The organism is Streptomyces sp. NPDC045470 (assembly GCF_040646595.1).
Taxonomy (GTDB): domain Bacteria; phylum Actinomycetota; class Actinomycetes; order Streptomycetales; family Streptomycetaceae; genus Streptomyces.
Genome location: NZ_JBEZAN010000004.1, coordinates 151,913 through 167,899 on the forward strand (window position 1 = coordinate 151,913; position 15,987 = coordinate 167,899).

At 70.7% G+C, this 15,987-nt stretch carries 18 protein-coding genes and 4 tRNA genes; 16 read left to right on the forward strand and 6 right to left on the reverse strand.

Annotated elements, in window-relative coordinates; genetic code table 11:
• Positions 1–6: 6 nt before the first annotated feature.
• Entirely contained in the window at positions 7–744 is a 738-nt protein-coding gene (locus AB0A97_RS14955; RefSeq protein WP_361149129.1) for a hypothetical protein, read from the reverse strand.
• Positions 745–860: 116 nt separating this feature from the next.
• On the opposite strand from AB0A97_RS14955, the gene AB0A97_RS14960 reads away from it, so the two are divergent.
• Positions 861–2,060 (forward strand): hypothetical protein, encoded by a 1,200-nt coding sequence (locus AB0A97_RS14960; protein WP_361149131.1) that lies wholly within the window; start codon positions 861–863, stop codon positions 2,058–2,060.
• Positions 2,061–2,193: 133 nt separating this feature from the next.
• Here AB0A97_RS14960 and AB0A97_RS14965 read toward each other — a convergent pair whose 3' ends face one another.
• On the reverse strand, positions 2,194–2,682 hold the full coding sequence (locus AB0A97_RS14965; RefSeq protein WP_361149133.1) for a YajQ family cyclic di-GMP-binding protein: 489 nt from the start codon (positions 2,680–2,682) through the stop codon (positions 2,194–2,196).
• Between the two features lie 193 nt (positions 2,683–2,875).
• On the opposite strand from AB0A97_RS14965, the gene AB0A97_RS14970 reads away from it, so the two are divergent.
• Positions 2,876–2,957, forward strand: a tRNA-Tyr gene (locus tag AB0A97_RS14970).
• Positions 2,958–3,086: 129 nt separating this feature from the next.
• On the opposite strand, the gene AB0A97_RS14975 is transcribed toward AB0A97_RS14970, so the two are convergent.
• The gene (locus AB0A97_RS14975; RefSeq protein ID WP_361149136.1) at positions 3,087–3,746 is read right to left on the reverse strand and encodes an SDR family oxidoreductase; all 660 of its coding nucleotides are present in this window, start codon (positions 3,744–3,746) and stop codon (positions 3,087–3,089) included.
• A 94-nt stretch (positions 3,747–3,840) separates the two neighbouring features.
• Positions 3,841–5,133 (reverse strand): amidohydrolase family protein, encoded by a 1,293-nt coding sequence (locus AB0A97_RS14980; protein ID WP_361149138.1) that lies wholly within the window; start codon positions 5,131–5,133, stop codon positions 3,841–3,843.
• 182 nt (positions 5,134–5,315) lie between these two features.
• Between AB0A97_RS14980 and AB0A97_RS14985 the strand changes: the two genes are divergently transcribed.
• From AB0A97_RS14985 to AB0A97_RS15010, 6 genes are all read left to right on the forward strand, one after another.
• Positions 5,316–5,388, forward strand: a tRNA-Thr gene (locus AB0A97_RS14985).
• A gap of 47 nt (positions 5,389–5,435) precedes the next feature.
• A tRNA-Met gene (locus AB0A97_RS14990) sits at positions 5,436–5,508 on the forward strand.
• Positions 5,509–5,596: 88 nt separating this feature from the next.
• Positions 5,597–5,761 carry a 50S ribosomal protein L33 gene (gene rpmG / locus AB0A97_RS14995; protein ID WP_006604855.1) on the forward strand — a complete coding sequence of 55 codons (165 nt, stop codon included), beginning with the start codon at positions 5,597–5,599 and terminating at the stop codon, positions 5,759–5,761.
• Positions 5,762–5,925: 164 nt separating this feature from the next.
• Positions 5,926–6,381 (forward strand): MaoC family dehydratase N-terminal domain-containing protein, encoded by a 456-nt coding sequence (locus tag AB0A97_RS15000; RefSeq protein WP_361149141.1) that lies wholly within the window; start codon positions 5,926–5,928, stop codon positions 6,379–6,381.
• A gap of 4 nt (positions 6,382–6,385) precedes the next feature.
• On the forward strand, positions 6,386–6,820 hold the full coding sequence (locus tag AB0A97_RS15005; protein WP_361149144.1) for a MaoC family dehydratase: 435 nt from the start codon (positions 6,386–6,388) through the stop codon (positions 6,818–6,820).
• Between the two features lie 69 nt (positions 6,821–6,889).
• A complete protein-coding gene (locus AB0A97_RS15010) occupies positions 6,890–7,945 on the forward strand; it encodes a UDP-N-acetylmuramate dehydrogenase (protein WP_361149147.1) in 1,056 nt (351 codons plus the stop codon).
• A gap of 42 nt (positions 7,946–7,987) precedes the next feature.
• On the opposite strand, the gene AB0A97_RS15015 is transcribed toward AB0A97_RS15010, so the two are convergent.
• Positions 7,988–9,010, reverse strand: coding sequence for an adenosine deaminase (locus tag AB0A97_RS15015; RefSeq protein WP_361149150.1), 1,023 nt, complete (start codon positions 9,008–9,010; stop codon positions 7,988–7,990).
• Between the two features lie 121 nt (positions 9,011–9,131).
• Entirely contained in the window at positions 9,132–10,364 is a 1,233-nt protein-coding gene (locus AB0A97_RS15020) for a pyridoxal phosphate-dependent aminotransferase (protein ID WP_361149153.1), read from the reverse strand.
• Positions 10,365–10,548: 184 nt separating this feature from the next.
• Between AB0A97_RS15020 and AB0A97_RS15025 the strand changes: the two genes are divergently transcribed.
• The 8 genes from AB0A97_RS15025 (at position 10,549) to rplL (ending at position 15,866) form a co-directional block, all read left to right on the forward strand.
• Positions 10,549–10,621: transfer RNA gene (locus tag AB0A97_RS15025), tRNA-Trp, on the forward strand.
• A 109-nt stretch (positions 10,622–10,730) separates the two neighbouring features.
• A complete protein-coding gene (secE, locus tag AB0A97_RS15030; protein WP_030017011.1) occupies positions 10,731–11,024 on the forward strand; it encodes a preprotein translocase subunit SecE in 294 nt (97 codons plus the stop codon).
• Positions 11,025–11,096: 72 nt separating this feature from the next.
• Positions 11,097–12,023 carry a transcription termination/antitermination protein NusG gene (nusG, locus tag AB0A97_RS15035; RefSeq protein ID WP_361149157.1) on the forward strand — a complete coding sequence of 309 codons (927 nt, stop codon included), beginning with the start codon at positions 11,097–11,099 and terminating at the stop codon, positions 12,021–12,023.
• Positions 12,024–12,191: 168 nt separating this feature from the next.
• Positions 12,192–12,626, forward strand: a complete 435-nt coding sequence (gene rplK, locus AB0A97_RS15040) for a 50S ribosomal protein L11 (protein WP_030017009.1) — start codon at positions 12,192–12,194, stop codon at positions 12,624–12,626.
• 106 nt (positions 12,627–12,732) lie between these two features.
• The gene (rplA, locus tag AB0A97_RS15045; RefSeq protein WP_361149160.1) at positions 12,733–13,455 is read left to right on the forward strand and encodes a 50S ribosomal protein L1; all 723 of its coding nucleotides are present in this window, start codon (positions 12,733–12,735) and stop codon (positions 13,453–13,455) included.
• Between the two features lie 205 nt (positions 13,456–13,660).
• Positions 13,661–14,515, forward strand: coding sequence for a hypothetical protein (locus tag AB0A97_RS15050; RefSeq protein WP_361149162.1), 855 nt, complete (start codon positions 13,661–13,663; stop codon positions 14,513–14,515).
• Positions 14,516–14,838: 323 nt separating this feature from the next.
• Entirely contained in the window at positions 14,839–15,390 is a 552-nt protein-coding gene (rplJ, locus tag AB0A97_RS15055; RefSeq protein ID WP_030017006.1) for a 50S ribosomal protein L10, read from the forward strand.
• An 89-nt stretch (positions 15,391–15,479) separates the two neighbouring features.
• Complete coding sequence (gene rplL, locus AB0A97_RS15060; RefSeq protein WP_030017005.1) at positions 15,480–15,866, forward strand: 50S ribosomal protein L7/L12; 387 nt, start codon at positions 15,480–15,482, stop codon at positions 15,864–15,866.
• Positions 15,867–15,987 lie beyond the last annotated feature (121 nt).

Consider the following 15,987-nt stretch of genomic DNA (forward strand, 5'->3'; position numbering starts at 1 on the left):
GGGCCCTCACCGCCGTACGAGCCCCCGAGGCGTCACGTACCGCTGGAAACCGAGCGGTGTGACGCCCGGGATGCTCGCGATGAGGTTCATCACCGCGCCGCCCTGCTGCAGCGACGTCTCGACCACCCGCTGGTGCGCGGCCTCGTCCGTCCACTCGCTGTAGTTGAAGACCCGGCTGCCGTCCTCGCTGATGTGGAAGTTCGAGGAGATCCCGCCGGATCCGGTCCGCGAGGTCCCGGCCGAACCGGGCTGCACCTCGCCCAGCATGTCCAGCAGGCCGTCGACGAGCTGCCGTGCGGCCTCGTGCCCCGTCGTCTCGAAGGAGACGGCCACCACGCACCCCGGCTCCGGCTGTTCGCCCTGCGGCAGCAGGCTGCGGTAGTAGCGGTAACGCCGCGCCCCGCCCGCCTCGACGGCCGCCCGGGAGGCCCCGGCGGGCCCGTCCTCCCCGTCCGCCCACTGCCCGAAGCCGAGGACGGTGCGGCCGTCCGTACCGGTGAGGTAGACCTGCGAGACCAGGCCGTCCGGCAGCGGCGCCGCCCGCAGCGCCCGCGCGGCGCCCTCGGCCATGGCCTGCTGCCGCTCCGGGCTGCCCGCGTCCCACTCGCTGATCAGTACGGTGCCGACACCGGCCCGCCGGATGTCGGGCAGGGTGTCCGCCCGGAACCCGTCCGGGGCCGGGAAGCCACCGGGGTCGGCATCGTGGGCGTGCGCGGTCCGTCGGGTGTTCGTTTCCGAAGTCATGTGAACAGCCTCTGACCTCAACCAAACGTGAGGTCAAGCGCCTGCTCGTGAAAATCGCACGGTGTGCGAGGGTGTCCCCTTCGGGAAGATCAGATGTACGGGGGCGATCGACGGTCATGGCGCGAACCGGCAGATGGATCACGGCACCCCCGGCGGCCGTCGCCGCGCTGGTGCTGCTCGGGCCAGGGGCCGGCGGTTCGAGCGGGGCGCAACTGGACGCCGGGAAGCCGGTCTTCACGCTCCGTTCCCACACGCCGTACGTCCTGCCCGAGGAGAACCTCCCGTACGGCTCCACGGGCGCCTTGGAGGGCGTCCCCCGCCTCACTCCCGCTTTCGGGAACACCGGGACCGCGGCGGCGCCCCGGGGTGTGGTGCTGCGCGTGGACCTCGAAGACGTGCAGTTTCCCCGCAACCCTGGCGCCATGGTCCACGACAACTGCTACTACGGGGTGGGCGGCGGCACGGTCTTCTGCGAATTTCCGGACGCCGTGCCCGTGGGGACCGCGTACGAGACCGCCGAGCCCCTCCCGTGGGCCACCAGCAGTTCCGACGTGGTCGAGGGGGCGTACCGGTACTCCGTGTGGCCGCTGGGCGATCCGCCCCCGGGCACCGAGGACTACAAAAAGCTGGACGCGCGCGGTTCGGGACCCGCACTCGGTCTCGTGCCGGTCGCCGTCGACTCTGTCAAGGGCGGCGGTGAACTGCGCTTCGCTCCGCCCTCGCGGGCGCGGGCCGACTGGTCGGTCAAGGGCATCACCCTCCGCGGCCGGGTCGGCGAGTACGTCACCGTGGGGATGGAGGAGGTCGGCCACGGGGGAGACAGGGTGCGCGTGGACCTGCCGCCGGGGACGTCGTTCGCCCCGCTTTCCAGGGCGGAGCGGGAGGGGACCCCGTCCGAGCAGTACACCTGCGGACGCGACGACCTGGACGGGCAGCTCTACTGCAGCAACCAGCCCAACTACATATCGCTGCGGGTGCGGATCGACCGTCAGGTCGAAGGCGCGGTGGGGAAAGTGTCGGTACGCGACCCCATCCGGGGGGACACCGACCCCACGAACAACTCGGCGCCGACAGAGCTGGAGATAACGGGCACCGCCCCACCCGGCGAGACCGATCCACCCGTCGAGACCGCCGCGCCCGGCGAAGCCGGCCCCGGCGCATCCGCGCAGTCGCCCATGTCGCAGTCCGCCCTCTCGGACGACCGCCGTACCCCTGGGAGCGCGCTCGCCGTGGCAGCCTCCGCCGCCGCTCTCGCGCTGGTGACCGCCCTCCTCACCCGCCGCAAGCGCGCCCGGCGGGCAGACGGCCCGGCATAGGGAGAGGGCGTGTGGAAGAAGGCGTGCGGGACAAGGCGCACGGAACGCGACGGGGGCGCGGCGCCGAGACGGTTCTCGGGGCCGCGCCCCCGGCCGTGTCCGCCACCGGACTCACCGGCAGAGCGCCGATGGACTACCGGTAGTTCACGAACTGCAGCGCGAAGTCCAGGTCCTTGCCCTTCAGCAGCTGCTGCACGGCCTGGAGGTCGTCCCGGCTCTTCGAGCTGACGCGCAGCTCGTCGCCCTGCACCTGCGCCTTGACGCCCTTCGGGCCCTCGTCGCGGATGATCTTGGCGACCTTCTTCGCGTTCTCCTGCGAGATGCCCTCTTCGAGAGAGGCGAAGATCTTGTACTCCTTGCCGGAGGCCTCCGGCTCGCCCGCGTCCAGGGCCTTCAGCGAGATCCCGCGCTTGACCAGCTTGGACTGGAAGATGTCGAGGACAGCCTTCACGCGCTCCTCGGCGTTGGCCCGCATCTCGATCTTCTCGCCCGACCACTTGATCGACGCGTCCACGCCCTTGAAGTCGTAGCGCTGCGAGATCTCCTTGGCGGCCTGGTTGAGGGCGTTGTCGACCTCCTGCCGCTCGACCTTCGAGACGATGTCGAAACTGGAGTCGGCCATCTTGAGTTGGCTCCTCGTACATAGATCCGTCAGGGGTACGGCCCACCTGGGACCGCTACGCAAGCCTAGTCACCCCGAGCATGATCGGTCCGGGAAGAACCGAGTGGCGAACCACCCCCGGCCATCGGGTATGGTTTACGTCGTTGCCCCGGAGCGACGCCACACCGGCGGATCTCCCGGCAGCACAACCCATGGCGGTGTGCCCGAGCGGCCAAAGGGAGCAGACTGTAAATCTGCCGGCTCAGCCTTCCCAGGTTCGAATCCTGGCGCCGCCACAGGTCCGAAAAGGCCCTGGTCCGTGAGAACGGATCGGGGCCTTTTCGCTTGCCGCACGCCTTCCGTTCGAGGGACCGGCCGAGGCCCCGCCGCGCGCGCCGCGCGGAGCGGGGTCCCGGACGGCGCGGTCAGCCCGCGATCGCCCGGACGGCCTCCTCGACCGGAGTCTCGCCGCCGATCAGCTCCAGCGTGCGGCCGGCCGTGCGCGGCTCGTCCAGGAGGGCGGCCAGTACGGCCGCCACGTCGTCCCGGGTGATCTCGTCGCGGCCGGTCGACTCGGCCAGCCGGACCAGGCCGGTGCCCGGGTCGTCCGTCAGGCGGCCCGGCCGCAGGATCGTCCAGTCCAGGCCGGAGCGGGAGCGTACGTCGGCGTCCGCGGCGCCCTTGGCGCGCAGGTACGCGGCGAACACCTCGTCGGTGCCCTCCGGCGGTTCCCTGTCGGCGCCCATCGACGACACGACGACGAAGCGTCGTACCCCGGCCGCCTCCGCCGCGTCCGCGAAGAGCGACGCGGCACCGCGGTCCACCGACTCCTTGCGTTCGATGCCGCTGCCCGGCCCGGCGCCCGCCGCGAAGACCGCCGCGTCCGCGCCTTCGAGGTGCCGGGCGACGTCTGCGACGGTGGCCGTCTCCAGGTCGCAGACGACCGGCTCGGCCCCGGCGGCCAGCAGGTCCCCGGCCTGTTCGGGCCGGCGGATGATGCCCGCCACCTCGTCTCCGCGCCCGGCGAGCAGCCGCTCCAGCCGCAGCGCGATCTGACCATGTCCACCTGCGATGACAATGCGCATGATCCCGACCGTACGCCTGTCGTGCCGCCCGGCGCGGCACCCGGCGCGTGCGGGGTGCGGCCGGGCGCCCCGCTCCCGCCTCGGAGCCGCCCGCTCACCGCTGCGACTGCCGCGGCAGCTCCAGCGCCACCACCGCCGCCGAGTCGCAGTACTCGCGCACCGCGCTCGTCCGGGCCACCACGCGTCCCCGGTGCACGACGATCCGGCTGTACGCGAGCGACAGCACCCCGGCGAGGCTCTCACCCCGTACGGCCAGCAGTTCGGCGGGGAAGCCCGCTTCGACGCGGACCTCCGGGAGGCCCAGCGTGGCGCGGGCGGCCGTGCTGACGGCCCCGTAGGCGGCCTCGGGGCCGGCCTCGCCCAAGGAGGCCAGCAGGTACGCCGCCTCCAGGGGGTCACCGCGGCCCACCGGGTTCGCCGCGTCGCGCAGGGCGCCGCTGCCGGCCGCCACCCGTACGCCGGCCGCGCGCAGCAGCCGTACGGGCGCGGAACGGGGCCCCCGGCCGCCCGCGGCCCCGCCGTGCCCCGGCGGCCCGCCGCCCTGCCGTTCCAGGGCCGCACAGCCGCCCTGTGGCAGGCACACGACCGTCACGCCGGCCGCCGCGAGCTGTTCGGCCGTGCGGGCCGCGACCTCCGGCGGCGGCGCCGACAGGCCCGCGCACGGCCCGAGGGTCACGCCGGGGCGCAGGCCGCCCGCCATCGCGGCGAACCGGGCGAGACGCGCGGGGTCGTCGCCGTCGGTGTGCAGGTCCACGGCGCAGCCGTGCTCGTTCGCCAGCTCCAGGACGGTCTCGGCGTATCCGGCGGGGTCGGGGTCGAGGTCCGGGCAGCCGCCGACGACCGTGGCGCCCATCTTGAGGGCGTCCCGCAGCATGGCCAGTCCGTCCGCGCCGGCCACTCCGGTGAGCATCCGCGGCACCGCGACCGCGGTCACCTCGGCGAGTCCGCGCAGTGACCGGCTCGCCTGGAGGACGCCTTCCAGCGACCGCAGCCCCTGGACGTCGCCGATCCGTACGTGGGTGCGCAGGGCCGTCGCGCCGTGGCCGAGTTGCAGGAGGGCCGCCTCGGTGGTGCGGCGCTGGACGTCTTCGAGCGTCTCGGCGACGGGGCCGGCGGCGTCGGCGGTCAGTGCGGTGTCGCAGTGCGCGTGCGGCTCGGCGGGGGCCGGGAGCAGCAGGTAGCCGCCGAGGTCGATGCGGGAGCCCTGCGGGGCGAGGCTGCCCGCCGTGCCGACCGCCTCGATGCGCCCGCCGCTGAGCCGTACGTCCACCACGCGGCCGTCGGCGAGCCGTGCGTCACAGAGGACCAGGGTGCCTGCCGCGGCGCCCGTGCCGTCGCTGCCCGTGGCCTTCTCGGGCCCCGGCTGCGGCTGACTGCTGTCGGACATCGCGCTCCTCGAAGGACCGGGCGTGCAAGATCACGCAGCGTGGTCCGAGCCTAGGGGGCGCTCCGGGGACCTTCACGGAGGCGCGAAATAGTCGTACCGGTGTGGTGCGAGGGGCGGCCGGGGCGGGGCTCCGGATACGGATTTCACCTTTGGCGGCAGGCCGTGTAATGTCTTCATCGCTCGCCCCAATAGCTCAGTCGGCAGAGCGTCTCCATGGTAAGGAGAAGGTCTACGGTTCGATTCCGTATTGGGGCTCTGATGTGTGAGGTATCCCGCCTTCGGGCGGGGTCCACTCGCATCACAGCGGTGTAGCTCAGTCGGTAGAGCAAGCGGCTCATAATCGCTGTGTCACCGGTTCAAGTCCGGTCACCGCTACTGACAGTAGCCGATTGTGGGGTCGGTCCTCCGATCGGCTACTCTTCTATGCGTTCATCCGTCCATCCGTCCGTCAAGGAGCACTCACGTGGCTGCCACCGACGTCCGCCCGAAGATCACGCTGGCCTGCGTGGAGTGCAAGGAGCGGAACTACATCACCAAGAAGAACCGGCGCAACGACCCGGACCGTCTTGAGATGAAGAAGCACTGCCCGCGCTGCAACTCGCACACCGCGCACCGCGAAACGCGGTAACACCAGGCTCGTCCGCGAGGCCGTCCCCAGACCTTGGGGGCGGCCTCGCGGCGTTGTGGTGCGACGACGGCGGCGCGCGGCGTGGTGCCGGCCCGCCGGGCCGACGTGCCGGTATGGCAAGGTCAGGTTCTTTGCAGGGACCACTTCAGGGAGGTTGCGAGCCCATGGCGCTCGACCAGTCCTTTGTCGGGCGGAGCTACCCGGCCACCGCTCCTTACGAGGTCGGCCGGGAGAAGATCCGCGAATTCGCCGAGGCGATCGGGGACCCCGCACCGGCGTACACCGACGCCGAAGCCGCCAGGGCGCTCGGTCACCCCGATGTGATCGCCCCGCCGACCTTTGTGTTCTCCATCACTTTCCGGGCCGCCGGACAGGTGGTCGAAGACCCGCAGCTGGGGCTCGATTACAGCCGGGTGGTGCACGGCGACCAGAAATTCGTCTACACCCGCCCGGTGCGTGCCGGTGACCGGCTGACCGTCACCTCGACCATCGAGGCGATCAAATCCCTCGCCGGAAACGACATTCTCGATATCCGCGGTGAGGTGCACGACGAAGCGGGCGAGCACGTGGTGACCGCTTTCACCAAGCTGGTGGCGCGCGCCGCCGGGCAGGAGGGCTGACGCGATGACGGCGAAGATCTCTTACGACGACGTCGAGGCCGGCACCGAACTCCCGGCCCGGACCTTTCCTGTGACCCGTGCCACGCTCGTGCGCTACGCGGGCGCCTCCGGCGACTTCAACCCGATCCACTGGAACGAGAAGTTCGCCAAGGAGGTCGGCCTGCCCGACGTGATCGCGCACGGCATGTTCACCATGGCCGAGGCGGTCCGCGTGGTCACCGACTGGACCGGCGACCCGGGTGCCGTCGTCGAGTACGGCGTGCGCTTCACCAAGCCGGTCGTGGTGCCCAACGACGACGAGGGCGCGCTCATCGAGGTCAGCGCCAAGGTCGCGGCCAAGCTGGACGACCAGGCCCGTACGGTCCGGGTCGACCTGACCGCGATGAGCGCCGGGCAGAAGGTGCTGGGGATGTCGCGCGCGGTGGTGCGCCTCGCCTGAGGCGAGTGATCGTCACTGCACGGGGGCGGCCCGGCCGGAGCGGCGGACCGCCCCCGTACTCTTGAGCCCGTGCAGGAACTCACCGACGCTCCCCTCGCCCCGCTGACCACCTTCCGCCTCGGCGGACCGGCCACCCGGCTGCTCACCGCCACCACGGACGACGAGGTGGTCGCGGCCGTCCGCGAGGCCGAAGCGGCGGGCACGCCGCTGCTGGTCATCGGCGGCGGCAGCAACCTGGTCATCGGCGACAAGGGCTTCGAGGGCACCGCGCTGCGCATCGCCACCCGCGGCTTCACCCTGGACGGCACCGACCTGACGCTGGCCGCGGGCGAGAACTGGTCCGACGCGGTGGCCCGCACGGTCGAGGCCGGGCTCGCGGGCATCGAGTGCCTGGCCGGCATCCCCGGCTCGGCGGGTGCCACGCCGATCCAGAACGTGGGCGCGTACGGACAGGAAGTGTCCTCCACCATCACCGAAGTGGTCGCGTACGACCGCACAGCGGGCGAGACCGTGACCCTCTCGAACGCCGAGTGCGCGTTCTCGTACCGCCACAGCCGCTTCAAGGAGCACCCCGGCCGGTTCGTCGTGCTGCGCGTGCGCTTCGCCCTGGAGGATGCCGGCGGCCTGTCCGCGCCGATCAAGTACGCGGAGACCGCCCGCACCCTCGGGGTCGAGGCGGGCGACCGGGTGCCCGCCGCCGACGCCCGCGAGACCGTGCTCAAGCTGCGGGCCGGCAAGGGCATGGTGCTGGACCCGGAGGACCACGACACCTGGTCGGCGGGCTCCTTCTTCACCAACCCGGTCCTCACCGAGGACGGGTACGCGGACTTCCTCGCCCGCGTCCACGAGCGCCTCGGCGCGGACGCCACCCCGCCCGCCTTCCCGGCGGGGGAGGGGCGCGTGAAGACCTCGGCCGCCTGGCTCATCGACCGCGCGGGCTTCCCCAAGGGCTACGGCGACGGCCCGGCCCGCATCTCCACCAAGCACACCCTCGCCCTCACCAACCGCGGCGAGGCCACCACCGAGGACCTGCTCGCGCTGGCCCGCGAGGTCCGCGAGGGCGTCCGCGCGGCCTTCGGCGTCACGCTGGTCAACGAGCCGGTGACGGTCGGCGTCACCCTTTAGGACGCGTCGGGGCCCGGAGGGCTCAGCCCTCCGCCGGCCGGCTCAGCCCTCCGCCAGCCACGCCTCCACCCCCGCCAGCAGCTCACGCCGCACGCCCTCCGGCGCCCGCGAGCCCCGTACCGACTGGCGGGCCAGCTCGGCCAGCTCCGCGTCCGAGAAGCCGTGCGCCGCACGCGCGATCTCGTACTGCTCCGCCAGCCGGGAGCCGAACAGCAGCGGGTCGTCGGCGCCCAGCGCCATCGGGACGCCGGCGTCGTACAGCGTCCGCAGCGGTACGTCCTCCGGCTTCTCGTAGACACCCAGGGCCACGTTCGACGCCGGGCAGACCTCGCAGGTCACCCCGCGCTCGGCCAGCCGCCCCAGCAGCGCCGGATCCTCCGCCGCCCGCACCCCGTGGCCGACACGGGACGCGTGCAGGTCGTCCAGGCAGTCCCGGACGCTCGCCGGCCCGGCCAGCTCCCCGCCGTGCGGAGCCGCCAGCAGCCCGCCGTCGCGCGCGATGGCGAAGGCCCGGTCGAAATCGCGCGCGAAACCCCGCCGCTCGTCGTTGGAGAGGCCAAAACCGATCACGCCGTGGTCGGCGTAGCGGACCGCGAGACGGGCCAGCGTACGGGCGTCCAGGGGGTGCTTCATCCGGTTCGCGGCCACCACGACCCGTATCCCGAGACCGGTGTCCCGGGAGGCGGCCCGCACCGCGTCCAGGATGATCTCCAGCGCCGGGATCAGCCCGCCCAGCCGGGGCGCGTACGAGGTCGGGTCGACCTGGATCTCCAGCCAGCCGGAGCCGTCCCGTACGTCCTCCTCGGCGGCCTCCCTGACCAGCCGCTGGATGTCCTCCGGGGAGCGCAGGCAGGAGCGTGCGATGTCGTACAGCCGCTGGAAGCGGAACCAGCCGCGCTCGTCCGTGGCCCGCAGCTTCGGCGGCTCGCCGCCCTTCAGGGCATCCGGCAGGTGCACGCCGTACTTGTCGGCGAGTTCCAGCAGGGTCGCGGGCCGCATCGACCCCGTGAAGTGCAGGTGCAGGTGGGCCTTCGGCAGCCCTCGGACATCGCGTACACGTTCCATCCCAGGATCTTGCCGTACGGGGCCGACGCGCCGGTAGGCCCTTTCCCGAACGAGCGCCCGCCCGAAAGCAGATGCGGGCCCCGGGGGTTTCCCCCGGGGCCCGCGCATCCGCCGCTGTGCGCTACTTGGCCTCGGCCAGCAGCTTCTGGACCCGCGAGATGCCCTCGACCAGGTCCTCGTCACCCAGCGCGTACGACAGGCGCAGGTAGCCCGGCGTGCCGAACGCCTCCCCCGGGACGACCGCGACCTCGGCCTCCTCCAGGATCAGCTCGGCCAGCTCGACGCTGGTCTGCGGGCGCTTGCCCCGGATCTCCTTGCCGAGCAGGCCCTTGACCGACGGGTACGCGTAGAACGCGCCCTCCGGCTCGGGGCACAGCACGCCCTCGATCTCGTTGAGCATCCGCACCATCGTCTTGCGGCGCCGGTCGAAGGCGACCTTCATCTCCTCGACGGCGTCCAGGTCACCGGAGACCGCGGCGATGGCCGCCGCCTGCGCGACGTTGGAGACGTTGGAGGTGGCGTGCGACTGGAGGTTCGCCGCGGCCTTGATCACGTCCTTCGGGCCGATGGCCCAGCCCACCCGCCAGCCGGTCATCGCGTACGTCTTGGCCACACCGTTGACGACGATGCACTTCTCGCGCAGCTCCGGGACCACCACCGGCAGCGAGGAGAACTCCGCGTCGCCGTAGACCAGGTGCTCGTAGATCTCGTCCGTCAGGACCCACAGGCCGTGCTCGGCGGCCCAGCGGCCCACCGCCTCGACCTGCTCGCGGGTGTAGACCGCGCCGGTCGGGTTGGACGGCGAGACGAACAGCAGGACCTTCGTACGGTCCGTACGGGCCGCCTCCAGCTGCTCCACGGACACCCGGTAACCGGTGGTCTCGTCGGCCACCACGTCCACCGGCACGCCGCCCGCCAGCCGGATCGACTCCGGGTAGGTGGTCCAGTACGGGGCCGGCACGATGACCTCGTCGCCCGGGTCCAGGATCGCCGCGAACGCCTCGTAGATCGCCTGCTTGCCACCGTTGGTGACCAGCACGTTCGCCGCCTCGACCGCGTAGCCGGAGTCGCGCTGCGTCTTCGCGGCGATGGCGGCCTTCAGCTCGGGCAGGCCGCCGGCCGGCGTGTAGCGGTGGAACTTCGGGTCGCGGCACGCCTCGACGGCGGCCTCGACGATGTAGTCCGGCGTGGGGAAGTCGGGCTCACCGGCGCCGAAGCCGATCACCGGGCGCCCGGCGGCCTTGAGGGCCTTCGCCTTGGCGTCGACGGCGAGGGTCGCGGACTCGGAGATCGCCCCGACGCGGGCCGACACCCGACGGTCGGTGGGGGACTGTGCGGGAGGAGTAGCGCTCATGTACTGCATGTTCCCAGACCGCCGTCGGGGCGGGCACACGGGTTTGCGGGCACCACCTCGGGGCTTTCTGTTCGACGCCCGGCCGCGAACCACGTACACTCGCAGACCGTTGGCTCCCGACAGGGCGCGAACGGCCACGCACCTGGTGCAGTGGTCGGGATGCGGTAGGTTGGGGGAACCACAAAGGGTCGTAGCTCAATTGGTAGAGCACTGGTCTCCAAAACCAGCGGTTGGGGGTTCAAGTCCCTCCGGCCCTGCTACACGCACTCGTCGCCGAGTCGCGTGCACGCGTACGTACTGAAATGCACCGCCGTGCGGCTCTACCGGGCGCGGCACGGCAGACGACCCGGATTCAGGTGAGGACGAGTGACGGACGCCCTGGGCTCCATCGACATGCCTGAGCGCGGTCGTTCCGAAGACGAGGGCTCGGACGCGAAGAAGCCCCGCCGCGGCGGCAAGCGCGGCAAGAAGGGCCCGTTCGCCCGCCTCGCACTCTTCTACCGGCAGATCATCGCCGAACTCCGCAAGGTCGTCTGGCCCACGCGGGGACAGCTCTCGACGTACACCACTGTGGTGATCGTCTTCGTCGTCATCGTCATCGGTCTTGTAACCGTGATTGACTTGGGATTCAACGAGGCCGTCAAGTACGTCTTCGGCTGATCCCGCGAAGGGCGCCTTTGCGGGCGCCCCTTTGCATGTTCAACCCCTTGAAGCCAGGAAGAAGCAGCCACCGTGTCTGACCCGAACCTGAACGACGCCGCCGACTCCGTCGAGACGGCAGCGGCCGACGTTGACGCGGCTGCCTCGGCCGAGGTCGAGGGCGACGCTGCGGCGCTTGCCGACGAAGAGGGCGCTCGCGAGATCGTCGAGGGCGCCGACGCGGCCGACGAGCTCGACACCGAGGACGCCGAGGCGGGCGAGCCCGCCGAAGAGGCCGCGGTGAACGTCGAGCCCACCGAAGAGGCCGCCGACGCCGACGAGGCCGATGAGGCTGCCGACGAGGACGCGGCGCAGGACGAGGCCGAGGACGAGGCCGAGCCGGTCGACCCGATCACCGCGCTCCGCGAGGAGCTGCGCACCCTTCCGGGCGAGTGGTACGTCATCCACACCTACGCGGGCTACGAGAAGCGCGTGAAGGCCAACCTGGAGCAGCGCGCCGTCTCGCTCAACGTCGAGGACTTCATCTACCAGGCCGAGGTCCCCGAGGAAGAGATCGTCCAGATCAAGAACGGCGAGCGCAAGAACGTCCGCCAGAACAAGCTCCCGGGCTACGTGCTCGTGCGCATGGACCTGACGAACGAGTCCTGGGGCGTCGTGCGCAACACGCCCGGTGTGACCGGCTTCGTGGGCAACGCCTACGACCCGTACCCGCTGACCCTGGACGAGATCGTCAAGATGCTCGCCCCGGAGGCCGAGGAGAAGGCCGCCAAGGAGGCCGCCGAGGCCGAGGGCAAGCCGGCGCCGTCCCGCAAGGTCGAGGTCCAGGTGCTGGACTTCGAGGTGGGCGACTCGGTCACCGTCACCGACGGCCCGTTCGCCACGCTGCAGGCCACGATCAACGAGATCAACGCCGACTCGAAGAAGGTCAAGGGCCTGGTCGAGATCTTCGGCCGCGAGACCCCGGTCGAGCTGAGCTTCGACCAGATCCAGAAGAACTGACACCTTCTGGAACCACGCTTCCGAACAGGTCAGACGAGCCCCTCGGGGACCGTCTGACCTGCTCGGTTTTTGGCCGCACCTCTGTACCCGTTATCGTTGTGCGGTATGCCTCCATCCGGATGACCGGATGGTCTGGCGAAAAACCTCTCACTAGGACCCGGAGAGAGCATGCCTCCCAAGAAGAAGAAGGTCACGGGGCTCATCAAGCTCCAGATCCAGGCCGGTGCCGCGAACCCGGCTCCGCCGGTCGGCCCCGCGCTGGGTCAGCACGGCGTCAACATCATGGAGTTCTGCAAGGCCTACAACGCCGCGACCGAGTCGCAGCGTGGCTGGGTCATCCCGGTGGAGATCACGGTCTACGAGGACCGTTCCTTCACCTTCGTGACCAAGACGCCGCCGGCCTCGAAGATGATCCTGAAGGCCGCGGGCGTGGAGAAGGGCTCCGGCGAGCCGCACAAGACCAAGGTCGCCAAGATCACGGCCGACCAGGTCCGCGAGATCGCCACCACCAAGATGCCCGACCTGAACGCCAACGACCTGGACGCCGCGTCGAAGATCATCGCTGGCACCGCCCGTTCCATGGGCATCACGGTCGAGGGCTGACAGCCACCCCGCATCCGCCCCGCGGCACCCGCCGCATCACGGGGCACGTGGCAGGGCCAGGCGCTGGCCCGTACCACGACTCCATCGCCACCATTCAGGAGCAGCAGTGAAGCGCAGCAAGACTCTTCGCAACGCGGACGCGAAGATCGACCGGGAGCGTCTGTACGCCCCGCTCGAGGCCGTCCGTCTGGCCAAGGAGACCTCCGCGGCCAAGTTCGACGCGACCGTCGAGGTCGCCATGCGTCTGGGTGTCGACCCGCGCAAGGCCGACCAGATGGTCCGTGGCACCGTGAACCTTCCGCACGGCACCGGTAAGACCGCCCGGGTCCTGGTCTTCGCGACCGGCGACCGTGCTGCGGCCGCGGAAGCCGCCGGCGCCGACATCGTCGGCTCCGACGAACTGATCGACGAGGTCTCCAAGGGCCGCCTGGACTTCGACGCCGTCGTCGCCACGCCGGACCTCATGGGCAAGGTCGGCCGCCTCGGCCGCGTGCTCGGTCCCCGTGGTCTGATGCCGAACCCGAAGACCGGCACCGTCACCCCGGATGTCGCCAAGGCTGTCACCGACATCAAGGGCGGCAAGATCGAGTTCCGCGTGGACAAGCACGCGAACCTCCACTTCATCATCGGCAAGGTGTCCTTCGACGACACCAAGCTGGTGGAGAACTACGCCGCGGCGCTGGAGGAGATCAACCGTCTCAAGCCGTCCGCCGCCAAGGGCCGCTACATCAAGAAGGCCACCATCGCCACCACGATGGGCCCCGGCGTCCCGGTCGACGGCAACCGCACCCGCAACCTCCTCGTCGAGGAGGACGCGCTCGCCGTCTGAGTCTGACGGCAGGCGCGCGCGTACGCGTACGCCGGGCCCCGCACCTCCTCCGAGGTGCGGGGCCCGGCGCTTTTTCCGGCCATCGGACCCGTACGGGACGGTGCGGGGCGTTCGGGACCCGGTGGGGCCCGGCACCGGGCACTGTCAGCCCTCTGCACTACGCTCACCCGCAGTCGTAAAGCTGATCTACAACGGGGAGACACACGTGCGTACTGCGCGGATCACGGCGGTCGCGGCCGGCGTCGTCATGCTGGCCGGTCTGACCGCCTGCGGCGGCAAGGACGGCGGCAACAAGGCGGGCGGCGACGCGGGCGGCAACGGCTCGCCCGTCCAGGCCGCCGCCGCGGCGCTGCGGACGGCCTCCGAGAAGACCGGCTCGGAGAAGTCGGCCAAGGCCGAGACGACGACCACGTCGGGCCAGGCGACACAGACCATGAAGAGCGAGATCGACTGGTCCGAGGGCATGCGGATGAACGTCGAGATGTCCGGGAAGGGCGGTCTGGGCGGCGGCAAGCCCATGAAGGCCGTCTACACCCCGGAGGCCGCGTTCCTCAACCTCGGCGGCGGCAAGTCCTGGCTGAAGTACGACTACAACGCGATGGCCAAGAAGAGCCCGATCTACGCGGTGCTCAAGGATCAGATGCAGAACAGCAACCCGTCGCGGTCCGTCGGTCTGGTCCTCGCGTCGGGGAAGGCCAAGAAGGCCGGTACGGAGGACGTACGCGGCGTCCGGACGACCCACTACACCGCCACCTTCGACGCGGCCGAGCTGGCCCGTATGCAGGTGTCCGAGAACTTCAGCGCCAAGGACATGAAGGCGCTGGAGGAGTCGTTCAAGCAGACCGGCACGGAGAACCAGACCCTCGACCTCTGGATAGGCCCGGGCGACCTGCTGGTCAAGAAGGCCGAGAAGACCCGGACCCATGTGGGTCTCGTGGAGAGCACGACCTACTACTCCGACTACGGCACCAAGGTGAGCGTCCAGGAGCCACCGGCCTCGCAGGTCACCGACGGCAGCAAGATCGGGGCCGGCGCCGCGGCCGGCGGCCTGACGGGCTGACCCGACGCCCTCCCGACCCGCCGTTTCCGGGCCCGGCGCGCCGCGCGCCGCCGGGTCCAGGGGCGGATTTGCCTGCGCGGTGGCCGTTCGCGTACCGTAGCGAAGAAGCCAAAGACCGCTGGTTGTCTCTGTGCGCCCTTGTGGCGTACGGAACCGAAGGATCCGCTAGCTGCGGACGGCCTGCGCAGGTGGACGAGGAAGAACTCCCGGACGAAGTCTGTTTTTCGCCCGGTCGAGCCATGCCCCGTGCGCTTGCGCCGGGGCGTTTGTTTTGCCCAGCCCCTTCTGCGCGGTCCTCATCACCCGGAAGGAGGCCGAGGCTCATGGCGAGGCCCGACAAGGTCGCAGCCGTCGAGGAGATCACGGAGAAGCTCCGTAACTCCAACGCCGCTGTTGTGACCGCGTACACCGGACTGTCCGTCGCTCAGCTCAAGCAGCTGCGCCGTTCGCTCGGTGACAACGCTCAGTACCGTGTGGTGAAGAACACGCTGACCAAGATTGCGGCCAATGAGGCCGGGATCACGCTGGACGAGCACCTCAAGGGCTCGACGGCTGTCGCCTTCGTGACCGGTGACCCGGTCGAGGCGGCTAAGGGTCTTCGTGACTTCGCCAAGGAAAACCCCTCTCTCGTCATCAAGGGCGGTGTCCTCGACGGCAGGGCGCTGTCCGCCGACGAGATCAAGAAGCTTGCGGACCTCGAGTCCCGCGAGGTTCTGCTCGCCAAGCTGGCGGGTGGCATGAAGGCGTCCATGGCCAAGGCCGCGGCGACCTTCCAGGCCCCGCTCACGAAGATGGTCCGCACCGCGGAAGCTCTTCGCAGCAAGGTCGAGCAGGGCGGTGCCGGTGAGCCGGCTCCCGCCGAGGCCGCGGAGTAACCACTCCGTAGTCCAGCGGGCACGTCTGCTCAGCACGCCCGCCGCAATGTACATCCGGCACCAGCCGAATTAGTGGAAGGACCGCCACCATGGCGAAGCTCACCCAGGACGAACTGCTGGCCCAGTTCGAGGAGATGACCCTGCTCGAGCTCTCCGACTTCGTGAAGAAGTTCGAGGAGAAGTTCGACGTCGAGGCTGCCGCCCCGGTCGCCGTCGCCGCCGCCGGTGCCCCGGGCGCCCCGGCCGCCGAGGCCGCTGAGGAGCAGGACGAGTTCGACGTCATCCTCACCGGTGCCGGCGACAAGAAGATCCAGGTCATCAAGGTCGTGCGCGAGCTGACCTCGCTGGGTCTGAAGGAGGCCAAGGACCTCGTGGACGGCACCCCGAAGCCGGTCCTCGAGAAGGTCGCCAAGGACGCCGCGGACAAGGCCGCCGAGGCCCTCAAGGGCGCCGGCGCCTCCGTCGAGGTCAAGTGACCCGACGAGTCTGCTGACTCTTCGCAAACCTGAAGGCGATCACCCATGCGGGTGGTCGCCTTCGGGCGTTCGGGCCGCGGCTGCGCCGCCCCTGCCTTCCGTGCGAGTATGGTGATCTTCG